Here is a 15587-nt window from a genome sequence, read left to right as displayed (position 1 = left end):
GTTACCAAAGACCCTGAACACCACATAAAAATTTCAAAAAACGGGTACACGCTCATGCACTCATTCAACGCCTTGTTTGCTTGCTCCACCGCCCTCCCGCTGTACTTGGCATCCATCCGAACCTTGTGCCCTCTCGGCCGAACCGTGCCGCTCGCTGAATAACGCGTTGTCGTCAGTCCGACGAAAACACCTCAGCCGATCAATCACACCCGCGCCTGGCGCCGGCGATTGATCACGCGCCCTTGAAGTCCCGACAAGCCTCGCTTGTCAGTCATTGAACGGATGGCACCTACATGTTTCCTTCTCAAAGCTCTCGCGTGGCTCCGGCCATGGGCGTCGCCACTGGCGGTATCGGCGACAAAATCCGCGGCGCCATGGCGGTCGGCAAAACCCGTTGGGGGATGCTGGCGCTGGTGTTTTTCGCCACCACTCTGAATTACATCGACCGTGCCGCCCTGGGCGTCATGCAGCCGATTCTGGCCAAGGAAATGAGCTGGACGGCGATGGACTACGCCAACATCAACTTCTGGTTTCAGGTCGGCTACGCCATCGGCTTTGTGCTGCAGGGCCGATTGATCGATCGGGTCGGCGTCAAACGCGTGTTCTTCTGCGCGGTGCTGCTCTGGAGCCTGGCCACCGGCGCTCATGGCCTGGCCACTTCGGCAGTGGGCTTCATGGTCTGCCGGTTCATTCTCGGTTTGACCGAAGCGGCGAATTACCCAGCCTGTGTGAAAACCACCCGGTTGTGGTTCCCCGCTGGCGAGCGCGCCGTAGCGACTGGCATCTTCAACGCCGGGACCAACGTCGGAGCGATGTTCACGCCGATGCTGTTGCCGCTGATCCTCCACGTCTGGGGCTGGCAAGCCGCGTTCCTGTGCATGTCGGCACTGGGTGGCATCTGGTTGCTGTTCTGGGGGCTGAAGTACTTCAACCCGGAAGATCACCCGAGCGTCAAACAATCGGAACTGGACTACATCCAGAAGGAAGTCGAGCCGGAACAGTCCCGCGTACCGTTCTCGCGAATCCTGCGCATGCGGGGCACCTGGGCCTTCGCCCTCGCCTACTCGATCACCGCGCCGGTGTTCTGGTTTTACCTGTACTGGCTGCCGCCGTTCCTCAATCAGCAATACAACCTGGGAATCAACGTGACCCAGATGGGTATCCCGCTGATCATCATCTACCTCACGGCTGACTTCGGCAGTGTCGGTGGCGGGATCCTGTCCTCGTTCCTGATCGGTCGCGGAGTCAATCCGATCAAGGCACGACTGATGTCCATGTTCCTGTTCGCCTGCTGCATCATCGGCGTGGTCATGGCCGCCGGCTCAAGCAGCCTATGGCTCGCGGTGTTCGCCATCTCCCTGGCCATCGGTGCGCACCAGGCCTGGACCGCGAACATCTGGAGCCTGGTGATGGACTACACGCCCAAGCACATGATGAGTACGGTGTTCGGCTTCGGCGGGATGTGCGCGGCCATCGGCGGGATGTTCATGACCCAGTTGGTCGGCCACATTCTGACGATCACCAACAACAACTACACCGTGCTGTTCACCATGATTCCGGCGATGTACTTCATCGCGCTGACCTGGATGTACTTCATGGCACCGCGCAAGATTCCTACCGTCACCGACTGAAATCCCTTCCTTCGGCAGGCCTGATTCCAGGCCTGCCTCCCTCCTCTTGTCGACGCCGTTGTTGCCACGCCGCTGCCAACCCACTGCAACAAATTACCGCGATCCCGAGCACCGTGGTCAGAGTCGGCGTGTGAGAAAACAGTAACCAGCCCAGCAAACCGGCAAAGACAATCTGGCAATAGCCGAACGGCGCCAACAACGCGGGCGCGGCGTGACGGAAGGCTTGGGTCAGAAACAGATGCGCCGTCATCCCGCACGCCCCTAACGCCACCATCATAAAACCATGACCCAGGCTTGGGACTTGCCAGAAAAACGGCACCAGCGCGCTCATCACCAATGTATTGCAGAGCCCGGCGAAAAAATTACTGGTGGTCGGGCTGTCGATTTCACTGAGCTTGCGAGTGAGCAATTGATAGAAACAGAAAAACAGCGCCGAGCAGAATGGCAGCAACACCGCAGGCGTGAACAGTTCACCGCCGGGATGGACGATGATCAACACCCCGATAAATCCACACATCACCGCCAGCCATTGGCCGCGCGTCACCTGTTCACCAAGCAGTGGCACCGACAGCGCCGTCACCAACACCGGAGCGAGAAAGTTGACCGCCGTGGCTTCGGCCAACGGGATAAACAGCAACCCCGTGGTGAACAGCAAACTGGTCCCCAGCAGGCACAATGCCCGCAACAGTTGCAGCAATGGCCGTTTGGTCCGTAGGACACGCAACCCGGACTGCGGCAGAAAAATCCCCGCCATCAGTAACGTGTGAACCACATAGCGGGCCCAAACCACCATGATCACCGGATAGAACCCCGAGAGGTATTTCGACAAAGCGTCGTGACTGGAAAACAAGAAGGTGGCAACGACGATCAGCAGAATCCCTTTGAAGGGCTGATTGACACCGGAAAGCGGAGTGCTGAGGGTCATGGGTATCCCTTGGTTTTTTGCATCAAGTGTTCAAAGCATCGCTTACGGCCTAACCAACAATTTAGAACCAGGTTCCAGATTCTCACATGAGTAAAAGCAGATAGTGTTCGAACAGCGCACAGTTTCGTATCGCCAAACACAAATCAAATGTGGGAGCGGGCTTGCTCGCGAAAGCGGTGTGTCCAGCACCATTGATGTCGACTGACACACCGTTTTGGCGAGCAAGCCCGCTCCCACAATGGATTGGGGCTGAATTAAACAAACAGCTCCGACGCCAGACTCGCCGCGGACAATTCCTCTGCAAACTTCAGCAACAGCGGCGCCAGTTCATGCAACCGCGCCCCCGGCATCCGCGCGCTCGGCCCGGCGATGCTGAGTACACCGATCACCCGGCCATCACCCGGATGCCGCACCACCGCTGCAATCGCCGACGTGCCTACCGCCGAACTTTCCTCGACCCAGGCATAGCCCTGCTCCCTGGCCAGACGCAGGCGTTCGAGCAATTCGATGTTGGAGCGCGGTGCATTCGGCCCGAGGTCCTTGGGCCGGTTAATGCCCTGGCGTTCCACCAGCGACAACGCCTCGGCATCGCTCATGCACGCCAGCCACGCATGCCCCGACGCTGTGTAAAACAACGGTGCATCGCGGCCCATGTCCGGGTCGTAACGCAAGCCGGATCGGGCGCCCTGGGACTTGGCGATCCAGATCTGCCGCTCCCCTTCGATCACTCCAAGGCGCACCAGCTCACCGGTTTCCTGAGCCAGGCGATCAAGCACCGGTTGAACGATATCCGCGCCGCTACTCGACAGGTAGCGGAAACCCAGGGCCACCAACTTGGTCGATAGGTGGTAACGCAGGTTCTCTGGGTTCTGCCGCACGTAGCCCAGCCGAACCAGTTCGGCGAGCAAGCGATGGGTCGCGCTTTTGGGGATATCCAGTTGCTCTGCCAGCGTCTGCATCGGCAAGCCGCGAGGGTCACTGGTGAGGCTCTCCAATACGCTGAAAACACGTTCGATCTGACTGCCGGCCATGGGAAGTTCCACATGAAATTTGCCCGATTCTAGAAGACAACACGCTGAATGCGAAATCTGGAACCCATGCCCGATAACCGCCCCCCTTTGCACACCAGAAGCATGCGGTTTCACGACCCCTTACACATTTCATCCACGCCTCTTTGCCAGCGCGGTTATTCATAGACGCGGCGAGTACACGCCCAATCAATCTATAAGAGACCGCAAACATGTTATGGAACAGAGCAAGACGCAGCGACGTTCATTCAGTCTGTACTGGGCGATACCGAAGACACTTGGAAACAACTTTTTGCACAAACCGGCCGCCGTTACCCGGAACCCACACTGACCCTGTTCAGTGAACGAGTGACCTCGGCGTGTGGCTTCGCAGACTCAGCCAGCGGCCCGTTCTATTGCCCGGCCAATCGACAGGTGTATCTGGACCTGGAATTCTTTCGCGTCATGGCCCAGCAGTTTTCGGTGATCGGCGATTTCGCACAGTCCTACATCATCGCTCACGAAATCGGACATCACGTGCAACTGGAAATGGGACTCTCCGATCCTTTCGAGGAAGCCTTGACCGACAATCAGCCGGTCATTGGAGATGGAGGCCTGGAGGTTAGAGTCGAGCTGCAAGCCGACTGTCTGGCCGGGGTCTGGGCGCACCATGCACAGAAACGCCATGACTGGCAGGAACCAGGCGATGTCGACACGGCCCTGCATGCCGCAGCCGTGTTCGGTGATGATTACCTGCAACGATCCCGTAACGCCGCGCTCCAGCCAGAAACATTCAGCCACGGCACTTCCATGCAGCGTGCGAACTGGTTCAAATCCGGTTTCGTCGCCGGTCGCATCGACGCCTGCGATACCTTTGCTGCGGTGGACCTGTAATTACCTCGCGTCGACGAAACAGCCAAGGTCACCGAACCCTCGTCGCTCAGGGCTGTCAGACGACCGGACTGGCGCCGCTCTCACTCACCAGCAACACTCATCACCATGTTCAACGAGGATTCCCCCCATGCTTTGGAAAAAGGCCGACGCAGCGACAACGTGGTTGATGCCCGTGGCGATGATGTCGGTGGTGGGGGCGGTGGGATGCGCTTCGGTGGAGGCAAGGGCCTGAGCCTGACGGCAATCCTGTTGATCGTCGGGATCGGCTGGATCACCGGCCAGGACCCGCTGCAGATCCTCGGCCAACTGACCGGGCAGATGAGCGAGCAATCGGCTCCGGCCACCACCCAAACCCGCAAGGCGCCACCGGCCAATGATGAAGGGGCCGAATTCGTGCGCTCGATCCTTGGCGATACCGAAGACACCTGGCGCCAGATTTTCCAGCAGGCCGATCGGCAATATAAAGACCCGACCCTGGTGCTGTTCAGCAACCGCGTCAACTCGGCCTGCGGCCTGGCGACTTCGGCAACCGGTCCCTTCTATTGCCCCGCTGACCAGAAGGTCTACCTCGACATGAGTTTTTTCCAAGAGATGTCCCAACGTTTTTCCGCCGCTGGCGACTTCGCCCAGGCCTACGTGATCGCTCACGAAATCGGACACCATGTACAGACCTTGCTCGGTGTTTCAGCGAAGATTCAGACCGCTCGCCAACAGGGCCGGCAGATGGAGGGCGACAATGGTTTGCTGGTGCGCCAGGAACTGCAGGCCGATTGCCTGGCCGGTGTCTGGGCCAACAATGCGCAAAAACGTCTGAACTGGCTGGAACCCGGTGACATCGAAGAAGCCTTGAACGCCGCCAACGCCATCGGCGACGATCGCTTGCAACAGCAAGGTCAGGGCCGCGTGGTGCCCGACTCCTTCACCCACGGCACTTCGGCCCAGCGGGTGCGCTGGTTCAAGGCCGGGTTCGCACAAGGCCAAGTTGGCCAGTGCGACACCTTTGCAGCGAAGAATCTGTGATGCGTAAGTGGCTGCTGGTTCTGTTAATCACCTGCGCAAGCACCCAGGCTGCCGAGCAAGGCGTCAAGGCGATCAGTTCCGGGCGCTTGCTGCTGAGCGCCGGGGAAATCGCGGTGAGCATTGGCCCGACACCGGCGAAAATCGAACGCGTGCTGATCATCGTCCATGGTCGATTACGCAATGCTGAAACCTACCGCCAAAGCGCCGAACACGCAGCCGAGCAGGCCGGGCAAAGCGCGAACACGTTGGTACTCGCCCCGCAGTTTCTCAACGAAACCGACATTGCGAGCCATACGGTGCCTGACAGCGTTTTACGCTGGCAAGGCAATGACTGGATGGCCGGCGGCTTATCCACCGCGCCGTTTACGCTGAGCTCCTATGCGGCGCTCGATGAAATCATCGCGCGACTGGGCGATCGGCGACAGTTTCCGGACGTGAAGCAAATCATCATCGCCGGTCACTCCGGCGGCGCTCAAGTGGTTCAGCGTTATGCCTTGCTGGGTCACCCTCAACCGGCCCTCGACACGGAGGGCGTGAAAGTGCGCTATGTGATCGCCAATCCTTCGTCGTATGCCTGGTTCAATGAGCAACGGCCAGTGGCGTTCAGTCACGCGGGGTGTCCGAATTTCAATCGCTGGAAGTACGGGCTGGCGGATCTGCCCGCCTATGCCGATGGGCAAACGCCTGCGCAACTGGAAGAAAACTACGTCAAACGTGATGTCGTTTATTTGCTCGGGCAGCAGGACACCGACCCGAATCATCCGGCGCTGGATAAAGGTTGTGAAGCCAAAGCCCAGGGCGCTTCTCGTTTGATTCGTGGGCGTAACTATTTCAATTATATGAAGCGACGCCATTCTCAAGGGTTGAGTCAGCAGCTGATCGAAGTGCCTGGGGTCGGGCATGATGGTGACGGGATGTTTACGTCGCCTGAGGGGCAGAAGGTGTTGTTCGGTCAGTGAGTTTTGTGGTGTCTGATCTGACGCTATCGCGGGCAAGCCCGCTCACACAGGGTTATGCACCATCCTTGTGGGAGCGGGCTTGCCCGCGATAGCGGTTAATCAGACGACCAATCCCTCAAGCCAAAAGCATCTGCCGCAACGCCACGCAATCGGCAGCATGCCAATCAGTCAATTCCGGCCACGGATTATCCGGCAAATTCACCAGCACCGTCCGTGTCCCCGCCGCCCGGCCGCAATCCAGATCAAAGCGGTAATCACCAACTATCACCATTTCGCTCGCCGGCACTTTCCAGGCTTCGGCCAGTTTCAGCAATCCACCAGGATGCGGCTTGGGCGGTGCTTCATCGCGGCCCAGTACATCCTCTACCGCAAAGCAGTCGGCCAGGCCGATGGCCTCCAGCGTGACATGCGCCAGCTCGCGAGCATTGCGCGTAAGAATGCCCAGACGATAGCCGCGCCCGGCCAACTCACGCACCAGTTCCACCGCGCCCGGCGCCGGCTTCGAACCCAACGCCAGATCCCGCTCGTGCTCCAGCAGCCACGCGTGTTTGGCCGCGGCTTCATCGGCAGGCAGCGCAGCGAGGTGGGTGAGGATGTCGTCTTCGGCGGGAATCGCCAAAGCCATGCGAATCGCCGCGAAGTCATGCACAGCCACCGTCAGGGTGCCGTCCATGTCGAACACCCAGTGCCGCATCTCGGCCAGGCTCATGCCCAATCCTTACGATGGCGAATCAGGCCTTCCTGAGTGACCGAGGCCACCAGTTGCCCGGCACGGTTGAACACGCTACCACGGGAAAATCCGCGCGAATTGCCAGCCCATGGGCTGTCCATCGCATACAGCAACCAGTCATCGGCGCGCAGGTCGGCGTGGAACCACAATGCGTGATCAAGGCTGGCGACCTGCATGTCTTTCTGCCAGACCGATTTGCCGTGGGGCAGCATCGAGGTGGTCAGCAGACCAAAGTCCGACGCGTAGGCCAGCAGGTATTTGTGCAGTGCCGGGGTATCGGCCAAGGCACCGTCGGCACGGAACCAGACATATTTGACTGGGTCGGCAGGCTGCGGGTTGTAGGGGTCTTTTTCAGTCACCGGCCGGAATTCGATCGGTTTCGGGCACAGCAGTTTTTCGCGCATGTGCTCAGGGATCAGGTGCGCGCGCTGCTGGGTGAGTTCCAGCTCCGACGGCAGGTTTTCCGGGCCGACCACTTGCGGCATTTCGCTCTGGTGCTCGAAGCCTTCTTCGTCGTACTGGAACGAGGCGCTGCAAGTGAAAATCGGATTGCCCTTCTGGATCGCCGTCACCCGGCGCGTGCTGAAGCTGCCGCCATCGCGCACCCGATCAACCTGATAAACCACGGGCAGCGCGGAATCGCCGGGACGCAGGAAATAACCGTGCATCGAATGCACATGACGTGCTTCTTCGACCGTCTGACTGGCCGCCGACAGGGACTGACCGATCACCTGACCGCCGAACAACTGACGAAATCCCAGGTCTTGGCTGCGGCCACGGAACAGGTTTTCTTCAATCGGTTCCAGGGTCAGCAGGTCTACCAGATCTTCCAACACTTGGCTCATTCAGACTCTCCTCACACAACGCAATGCCGCGCAGTCTTGGCTGCGGCGGTCGATTCAGTTTATGGCCGGTTCAACATGGGGGCCATTGTAAACGTCCGCGCCTGCTTATCCATGCAAGGTTTGCAGCCACTGCTCACGGGTGATGCGGTACAACACGTGCGGGCGCAGCGGATGATCGGCTGCAAGCCGCGGGTGCTCGAAGTCATCGGAAGGGGCATGGTGCATGCCAATGGCCTGCATGACTTTCTCGGATGGCAGATTGGTCTTGGTGGTGAATGCGACGACTTCTTGCAGCGCCAACCGATCAAACCCGCAGCGCAGAGCCGTCCACGCCGCTTCACCGGCATAACCCAGCCCCCAGTGCTCGCGTGCCAGACGCCAGCCGATTTCAGTGGCCGGTGTAAACGGTGCGTCGAAGCCGACCACACCCAGCCCGGTAAACCCGATGAACGCCCCGGTGTCCTTGCGCTCCAGTGCCCAGAGGCCGAAACCATGCTCGGCAAAATGCCCGCGAATGCGTCCGATCAACGCGGCACTTTCCAGTCGACTCAAGGGTGCCGGAAAATAACGCATCACTTGTGGATCGGCGCACATCGCCGCAAACGCCGGCAAATCCTCATCACGCCACTGCCGTAACAACAGCCGTGCGCTTTCGAGTTCCAGTATTGGCTCCATTGTGCCCCGCCCCTCCGTTTTCATGCCGCCAAGTCTACATCGCTGGTAGGATCCTTCACTCATTCCTACAGGCCTTTGTGTATAAATCAGCCATGCCCCTGCCATTGATCTACCACGAAGACTACAGCCCCGAGTTCCCGGCGGATCATCGCTTCCCCATGGACAAGTTTCGCCTGCTGCGCGATCACCTGGTGGACAGTGGCCTTGCCCGCGACACCGACTTGCTACGCCCGGACCTCTGCCCGCCAGAGATTCTCGCCCTCGCCCATGACCCTGCGTATATCGAACGCTACATGGGCGGCGAATTGTCCCGCGAAGATCAGCGACGCCTCGGCCTGCCCTGGAGCGAAGCGCTGGCCCGGCGCACGGTGCGAGCGGTCGGCGGTTCGCTGTTGGCGGCGGAACAGGCACTGGAGCATGGTTTGGCCTGCCACTTGGCCGGTGGCACTCATCACGCGCATTACGATCATCCCGCCGGGTTCTGCATCTTCAATGACCTGGCGGTGATCAGCCATTACCTGCTGGAAAGTGGCCGAGTGAACCGCGTGCTGATCTTCGACTGCGATGTACATCAGGGTGACGGGACTGCACGGATTCTGCACAACACCCCGGAGGCAGTGACCGTTTCCCTGCACTGCGAAAAGAATTTTCCTGCACGCAAAGCCGAAAGTGATTGGGACATTCCGTTGCCGATGGGCATGGGCGATGCCGATTACCTGAAGGTGGTGGACGACGCACTCAACTATTTGCTGCCGCTCTATCAACCGGATCTGGTGCTGTACGACGCTGGCGTCGATGTGCATAAGGATGACGCCCTGGGTTATCTGAAGCTGACAGACGAAGGCGTCGCCGCTCGTGATGAAAGCGTGATGCGCCATTGCCTGGGCCGGGATATTCCGGTGGTCGGCGTGATCGGCGGCGGCTACAGCAAGGACCGCAAAGCCCTGGCACGCCGTCATGGAATCCTCCATCACAGCGCCCAACGGGTCTGGCAGTCATCAGGTTGTCATTGATCTATGGGTCTTTACCCACAATGCCTGTGGAGCCGCCTGTGGATAACCTGAGTGAAAGGGTCTGCAGGCCATGCGGGGTATAGGCTACAGAACGGTGGTTGTTTTTTAACCACCCTTTTGAAAACACCGAAGATCAAAGGTGGGAGCGGGCTTGCTCGCGAAGGCGATTTAACAATCAACATTGATATCGACTGACCCACCGCTTTCGCGAGCAAGCCCGCTCCCACATTGATCGGGGCTGATAGAATGCCCAGCTTCATTCCGCCAGACCGCAGCGCATTCCATGACCCAGCCCTCCACTTCCCTCCCCCCTCACGTCGCCATCATCGGCGGCGGCCCCGCCGGTTTGATGGCGGCTGAAGTGTTGAGCCAGGCGGGGATCAAGGTCGATCTGTACGACGGCATGCCTTCAGTGGGGCGAAAATTCCTCCTCGCCGGGGTCGGCGGCATGAACATCACCCACTCCGAGGCCTACCCGGCGTTTCTCTCACGCTATGCCGAACAGGCACCGCAGATTGCGCCGCTGTTACGCTCCTTCGGCGCCGACGCCTTATGCCAATGGATTCATGACCTGGGTATCGAAACCTTTGTCGGCAGCTCCGGCCGGGTGTTTCCTACCGACATGAAAGCCGCGCCCCTGTTGCGTGCCTGGCTCAAACGCCTGCGCGATGCCGGCGTAGTTATCCACACCCGCCATCGCTGGCTCGGTTGGGATGACAACGGTGGTTTGCGCATCGACAGTCCCGAGCGTGAAAAAACCATTCAACCCGACGCCACCCTGTTGGCCCTCGGCGGCGGCAGTTGGTCGCGCCTCGGTTCGGACGGTGCCTGGATGCTGCCGCTGGAACAGCGCGGTGTAGGACTGGCACCGTTGCAACCGAGCAATTGTGGCTTCGAGGTGCAGGCCTGGAGCGAATTGATGGTCAGCAAATTCGCAGGCGCCCCGCTGAAAAACATCGCCATTGGCCTCAATGACGATGTGCCGCGACTCGGAGAATGCGTGATCACTGCCACGGGAATTGAGGGCAGTTTGATCTACGCCCTGTCGGCACCGATCCGCGAATCGATCAATCAACACGGCTCGGCAACCATTCACCTCGATCTGTTGCCGGGCAAGCCTGTGGATAAAATCCAGTCTGCGCTGAGTAAACCTCGCGGCTCCCGCTCCATGTCCAAACACCTGCACAGTCAGCTTGGCCTTGATGGCGTGAAAGCGGCGTTGCTGCGCGAACTGACACCGGCCGACTGTTTTACCGATCCGGCATTGCTGGCCAAAGCGATCAAGGCATTGCCGCTGACGCTGGTGAAAACCCGGCCATTGGACGAGGCCATCAGCAGCGCGGGGGGCGTGATGTTCGAGTCGATGGATGAACGTTTGATGCTAAAGCAACTGCCCGGCGTGTTCTGCGCGGGAGAAATGCTCGATTGGGAAGCGCCGACCGGCGGCTATCTGCTGACCGCGTGTTTCGCCAGTGGGCGAGCGGCTGGGTTGGGGTTGGTGGAGTGGCTCAGGAGCAGCGGCAAACTATAAGCTGCAAGACGAGCGCATTGATCGTTCCCACGCTCTGCGTGGGAATGCAGCCCGGACGCTCCGCGTCCCTTCAAAGCCGAACGCGGAGCGTCCGAAGAGGCATTCCCACGCGGAGCGTGGGAACGATCTTCAAAGGATCAAGGCTTACGCTTACGCGGCCCAGTGTTAAACACCGGCACTTTACGCACAGGCTTGATCGAAGGCTCCGGCGCCGAAGCATCACCGCTCTCGACCCACTTGCCCAGGTTGCGCTTGCCGCCACTCGAAGTTTTTGGCTTCTTCGGTTTTTTCGGCTTCTTGACAACCTGACCGCTGGCATCGGTATCCGGCACGCGGTGTTCAGGCTCGAAGTCCTGCTCCATCTGACGAGTCAACGTCTGACGGGTCAACATCTCAATGGCTGACAGCTGATTCACCTCATCGGCGCATACCAGCGAAATAGCCTGCCCGGTTGCGCCCGCTCGGCCGGTACGACCGATACGGTGGATGTAGTCCTCCGCCACGATCGGCAGGTCGAAGTTGACCACCAATGGCAAATCTTCGATATCCAGACCACGCGCTGCTACGTCGGTGGCTACAAGGATTTGCACTTCGCTGGCCTTGAAACGATCCAGTGCCCGCTGACGGGTCGCCTGAGGTTTGTCGCCGTGGATGCCGTCGGCATTGATGCCCAGGCCCTGGAGTTTTTCCACCAGCGCGTCTACACCGTTACGGGTCTTGGCAAACACCAGCACCTGCTTCCACTTGCCTTTGCGCATCAAATGAACGAACAGCTCCGACTTGCGCTTCTTGTCCACCGTCACCACCCATTGCTTGACGGTGTTGGCAGCGACGTTGCGCGGGCTGACTTCAATGCTCAGCGGGTCGTTGAGCATTTGCCCGGCCAGGGTGCGGATGGCGTCGGAGAAGGTCGCGGAGAACAACAGCGTCTGACGTTTCTTCGGCAGGGCTTTATAGATATTCCCCAGCTCTTCGGAAAAGCCCAGATCGAGCATACGATCGGCCTCGTCCAGCACCAGGGTTTGCAACTGGTTGAACTTGAGCGCGTTCTGACGGAACAGGTCGAGCAAGCGGCCCGGGGTCGCCACCAACAGGTCGACGCCTTTGCGCAGCTTCATCATTTGCGGGTTGATGCTGACACCGCCATACACCGCATAAGTGCTCAACGGCAGGTTCTCGGCGTACTGACGCACGCTTTCGTGCACCTGTTCAGCCAGTTCGCGAGTCGGCACCAGGATCAGTGCGCGCACGGAGTTGGCGCTGACTTTCGGCCCTTCCATGGCCAGCAATTGCAGCAGCGGCAAGGCGAAACCGGCGGTCTTGCCGGTGCCGGTCTGGGCTGCGGCCATCAGGTCACGACCAGCCAGCACCGCCGGAATCGCTTGTGTCTGCACTGGCGTAGGGGTCTGGTAGCCGAGCGTCTCGAGAGCGCGCAGCAAAGGTTCGATCAGGCCAAGGGTGGCGAAAGTCATGGGAGTACCGTAGGAAAATTCAGCGCGATTGTGCAAAGAGTGTGCAATGGCGCGCAGTTTACCCTAATTCGCTCGGGATTCTGTCGGCACAACCACCGCAGGCCGATTGGCACCTCGGCGCCACTGCGGCAACCCGATCAACACCACGGCACTGATGATCACTGTCATGGCCAGCGCTTCTTCAATACCAATGGTCTCACCAACAAATACGATACCCAGCAACACCGCCACCGCCGGGTTGACGTAGGCATAACTGGTGGCCGCCACCGGACGCACATGTTTCAACAGGTACATGTAGGCGTTGAAGGCGATGATCGAACCGAAGAACGTCAGATAGGCCAATGCAGCCCAACCTTCGATCGGCGGCATGGCCTCCAGATGTTCGCCGCTCACCGCGCTGCCGATCAACAACACCACGCCGCCCACCAGCATTTCCACCGCACTGGCCATCGCGCCCTGTGGCAACGGCAAGTGTTTGCTCCACACCGAACCGAAAGCCCAGGACGCTGCCGCGAATATCAGCAATGCCGCACCCAACGGGCTCGATTGCAGATTGGAACCGAGGTTGAGCATGGCGATACCGATCAGCCCGAGCACAATCCCGGCCCATTCGAGACGAGTATTACGCGCGCCCCAGAAATATCCGCAGAGCAAAGTAAACAGTGGCACCGTCGCCACCGCCAACGCGGCAACGCCGGAGGCCACGCCCGTATGCTCGGCGACACTCACCGCACCGTTACCGAACGTCAGCAGCAAAATCCCGATGATCCCCGCCGCTTTCCATTGAGCCCACGTCGGTGCCGGTGCCCCGCGCCAGCGCAGGAACGCGTACATCAACGTCCCGGCGATCACGAAACGAATACCAGCGAGTAACAACGGCGGCCAGTACTGCACGCCGATTCGAATCACCAGGTAGGTTGATCCCCAAATCACGTACAGCGCGAAAAAAGCAGCGATCAGCGGTAAGGAAAAACGGCGTATGCCAGGCATGGGCAGCTCGAGAACAAGACAAAGAGAGCAGCTATTCTAGAAAGGCCAGCGGCGGAAAATAAGTTACAAAACCTGTTTATAGCGCCGGTACACTTTTCAAAACACGGAGTTCAGCGCTATAAACCGTGCTTTCGAAAGTCAGTCTTTTTTCAGGAATGCCATGATGGACAAATACGACCGCATGCTCCTCAGCGCCCTGTTGGAAAACGGTCGAGCGTCCTATGCCGAACTGGCGCGCAAGGTAAACCTGTCCGCTCCCGCAGTGGCCGAGCGCGTGGCCAAACTTGAGGCCTGCGGGGTGATCACCGGCTACCAGGCGAAAGTCGACATGGCGAAACTCGGTCTGCCGATCCAGTGCGTGATCGAACTGCGCCTGAATCAGCACGGCAACCAGAAAACCTACGACGAACTGATCAAAATCCCACAACTCACCGAATGCCATCGCGTCACCGGAGACCCGTGCGTGATCATGCAAGCGGCGGTAGGTTCGATGCCGGAGCTGGAAGAGTTGATCAACCGGATCGCCACGTTCGGATTCAGCAAGACCTCGATCGTGCTGTCGAGCGCCATCGAGAAGCGTGTGCCGTTGGGGCAATTGGAAGGGAATGGCAAACCGTGATGTTGCACGGCCCCTGTGAGAGCGGGCTTGCCCGCGATAGCGGACTGTCAGTCAACAAAGATGTTGAATGTGATGGCCTCATCGCGGGCAAGCCCGCTCCCACAGGATTTGGGGTGGGTCTTAAAACCCGCGATGCCGCTTCAAATGTTCATTGATCTTCGCCGCCGGCACTTTCTGCAAACTGACGAGCAGATCATGGGACAACTCCCGCAACCCATGCTTGCGCCGCAACTCTTCAGCCAAGTGCGCCGTCAGGTTGGCGGCCATTTCGGCATCGGCCATGGCCCGGTGAGCCTTGCCGGTATTGGGCAGGCTGGCGAACGTGGTGAGGGTGCCGAGTTTGTGGTCCGGTGCGGCGGGCATCAGGCGGCGGGCGAGTAACAGAGAGCAGGCAAAGTTCTGCAAGCGTGTGCGTTTGATGCGACCGAGCTCAAAGTCCCAGAACTTCTGGTCGAACGCGGCGTTGTGGGCCAGCAGCGGTGTGATGCCGACGAATTCGTTGACTTCGTTCATCACCTGCTCGGCCGATGGCGCGGTGCGCAGCATGGCGTTGCTGATGCCGGTGAGTTGTTCGATGAAGGCCGGGACGCGCACGCCGGCATTCATCAGGCTTTGGTAACGCTCGACGATGCGCCCCTGTTCAAGAATCACCACGGCAATTTCCGTGGCCCGGCAACTGCTGCTCGGGGAGAGCCCGGTGGTTTCAAAGTCGATGACTGCTATGCGTTCCAAACCTGTTTCAACTCCGTAAAAATCAATTCTTGAGCAGCAACGCGCCTTCGATCGGCACGTAACGGCTGGCGGCGCGGATCAGCGAATTGGCGGTGAGACCGGGTACGCCATAGGCCACCGCTTGCACACCGTGCTTGCTGATGATGCGCTCCAGCAGCATGTCGAAATCACCATCACCGGAGGCCAGCACCACTTCGTCGACATGATCGGCGGCGTCCATGATGTCGAGGGTGATGCCCACGTCCCAGTCGCCCTTGGCCGAACCGTCGCTGCGCTGGATGTAGGGTTTGAGTTTCACGATGAAACCGAGATTGCGCAGGATCTGTTGAAACTGCTGCTGCTTGCTGTCGCCACGATCGATCGCATAGGCATAGGCCTCGACGATCTGCCCTTCTTTACTGACGTCAGCCCACAGCGCGGCGTAGTTGAAGTGGCAACCATAAGCCTGACGCACGGTGTAATAGAGGTTCTGGACATCGGCGAACACTGCGATTTTTTTCACCGTACATCCTCATTAGCGTGCCGAAGCGCGGGCAGGATCAGG

14 protein-coding genes and 2 pseudogenes are annotated in these 15587 nt (G+C 59.4%); 7 read left to right on the top strand and 9 right to left on the bottom strand.

All coding sequences use genetic code 11. From position 1 onward, the window contains the following. Window positions 1–293: 293 nt before the first annotated feature. On the top strand, window positions 294–1631 hold the full coding sequence (locus AB4O41_RS20815; RefSeq protein ID WP_460144483.1) for an MFS transporter: 1338 nt from the start codon (window positions 294–296) through the stop codon (window positions 1629–1631). Here the strand turns inward: AB4O41_RS20815 and AB4O41_RS20810 are convergent. Together AB4O41_RS20810 and AB4O41_RS20805 are read right to left on the bottom strand one after the other, a co-directional pair. Further along, the gene (locus AB4O41_RS20810) at window positions 1621–2556 is read right to left on the bottom strand and encodes a DMT family transporter (protein ID WP_460144481.1); all 936 of its coding nucleotides are present in this window, start codon (window positions 2554–2556) and stop codon (window positions 1621–1623) included. The genes AB4O41_RS20815 and AB4O41_RS20810 overlap by 11 nt on opposite strands. Window positions 2557–2810: 254 nt before the next feature. Continuing rightward, window positions 2811–3587 (bottom strand): IclR family transcriptional regulator, encoded by a 777-nt coding sequence (locus AB4O41_RS20805; protein WP_460144480.1) that lies wholly within the window; start codon window positions 3585–3587, stop codon window positions 2811–2813. 237 nt (window positions 3588–3824) lie between these two features. Between AB4O41_RS20805 and ypfJ (AB4O41_RS20800) the strand changes: the two are divergent. From ypfJ (AB4O41_RS20800) to AB4O41_RS20790, 3 genes and pseudogenes are all read left to right on the top strand, one after another. After that, window positions 3825–4457 (top strand): annotated as a pseudogene (gene ypfJ, locus AB4O41_RS20800) (KPN_02809 family neutral zinc metallopeptidase); the annotation flags it as partial. Window positions 4458–4584: 127 nt separating this feature from the next. Further along, window positions 4585–5477, top strand: a pseudogene (gene ypfJ / locus AB4O41_RS20795) (KPN_02809 family neutral zinc metallopeptidase). After that, window positions 5477–6436, top strand: coding sequence for an alpha/beta hydrolase (locus AB4O41_RS20790; RefSeq protein ID WP_460144478.1), 960 nt, complete (start codon window positions 5477–5479; stop codon window positions 6434–6436). Before ypfJ (AB4O41_RS20795) ends, AB4O41_RS20790 begins: the two are co-directional and overlap by 1 nt. 115 nt (window positions 6437–6551) lie before the next feature. Here AB4O41_RS20790 and AB4O41_RS20785 read toward each other — a convergent pair whose 3' ends face one another. From AB4O41_RS20785 to AB4O41_RS20775, 3 genes are all read right to left on the bottom strand, one after another. Beyond that, complete coding sequence (locus AB4O41_RS20785) at window positions 6552–7145, bottom strand: HAD family hydrolase (protein WP_460144476.1); 594 nt, start codon at window positions 7143–7145, stop codon at window positions 6552–6554. Further along, complete coding sequence (gene tesB, locus AB4O41_RS20780) at window positions 7142–8011, bottom strand: acyl-CoA thioesterase II (protein ID WP_460144474.1); 870 nt, start codon at window positions 8009–8011, stop codon at window positions 7142–7144. The genes AB4O41_RS20785 and tesB overlap by 4 nt, the downstream gene beginning before the upstream one ends. Window positions 8012–8116: 105 nt before the next feature. After that, window positions 8117–8686 (bottom strand): GNAT family N-acetyltransferase, encoded by a 570-nt coding sequence (locus AB4O41_RS20775; protein ID WP_460144472.1) that lies wholly within the window; start codon window positions 8684–8686, stop codon window positions 8117–8119. A gap of 92 nt (window positions 8687–8778) precedes the next feature. Between AB4O41_RS20775 and AB4O41_RS20770 the strand changes: the two genes are divergently transcribed. Together AB4O41_RS20770 and AB4O41_RS20765 are read left to right on the top strand one after the other, a co-directional pair. After that, window positions 8779–9699, top strand: a complete 921-nt coding sequence (locus tag AB4O41_RS20770) for a histone deacetylase family protein (RefSeq protein WP_305447001.1) — start codon at window positions 8779–8781, stop codon at window positions 9697–9699. A gap of 283 nt (window positions 9700–9982) precedes the next feature. Then, window positions 9983–11230, top strand: coding sequence for a TIGR03862 family flavoprotein (locus AB4O41_RS20765; protein ID WP_460144470.1), 1248 nt, complete (start codon window positions 9983–9985; stop codon window positions 11228–11230). Between the two features lie 137 nt (window positions 11231–11367). Here AB4O41_RS20765 and AB4O41_RS20760 read toward each other — a convergent pair whose 3' ends face one another. Together AB4O41_RS20760 and yedA are read right to left on the bottom strand one after the other, a co-directional pair. Further along, window positions 11368–12702, bottom strand: coding sequence for a DEAD/DEAH box helicase (locus tag AB4O41_RS20760; protein WP_038981420.1), 1335 nt, complete (start codon window positions 12700–12702; stop codon window positions 11368–11370). 63 nt (window positions 12703–12765) lie between these two features. Next, entirely contained in the window at window positions 12766–13692 is a 927-nt protein-coding gene (gene yedA, locus AB4O41_RS20755) for a drug/metabolite exporter YedA (RefSeq protein WP_460144469.1), read from the bottom strand. Window positions 13693–13855: 163 nt separating this feature from the next. Here yedA and AB4O41_RS20750 point away from each other — a divergent pair, with 163 nt between their 5' ends. After that, the gene (locus tag AB4O41_RS20750) at window positions 13856–14311 is read left to right on the top strand and encodes an Lrp/AsnC family transcriptional regulator (protein WP_460148390.1); all 456 of its coding nucleotides are present in this window, start codon (window positions 13856–13858) and stop codon (window positions 14309–14311) included. Between the two features lie 120 nt (window positions 14312–14431). Here the strand turns inward: AB4O41_RS20750 and AB4O41_RS20745 are convergent, their stop codons facing one another. Both AB4O41_RS20745 and AB4O41_RS20740 read right to left on the bottom strand, forming a co-directional pair. Further along, window positions 14432–15043, bottom strand: coding sequence for a 3'-5' exonuclease (locus tag AB4O41_RS20745; protein ID WP_305425016.1), 612 nt, complete (start codon window positions 15041–15043; stop codon window positions 14432–14434). Between the two features lie 22 nt (window positions 15044–15065). Beyond that, window positions 15066–15545, bottom strand: coding sequence for a LabA-like NYN domain-containing protein (locus tag AB4O41_RS20740; protein WP_030129509.1), 480 nt, complete (start codon window positions 15543–15545; stop codon window positions 15066–15068). Window positions 15546–15587: the final 42 nt, after the last annotated feature.

It is taken from the genome of Pseudomonas sp. S2_A02, from assembly GCF_054668495.1.
This window is presented reverse-complemented; position numbering and strand designations above follow the sequence as displayed.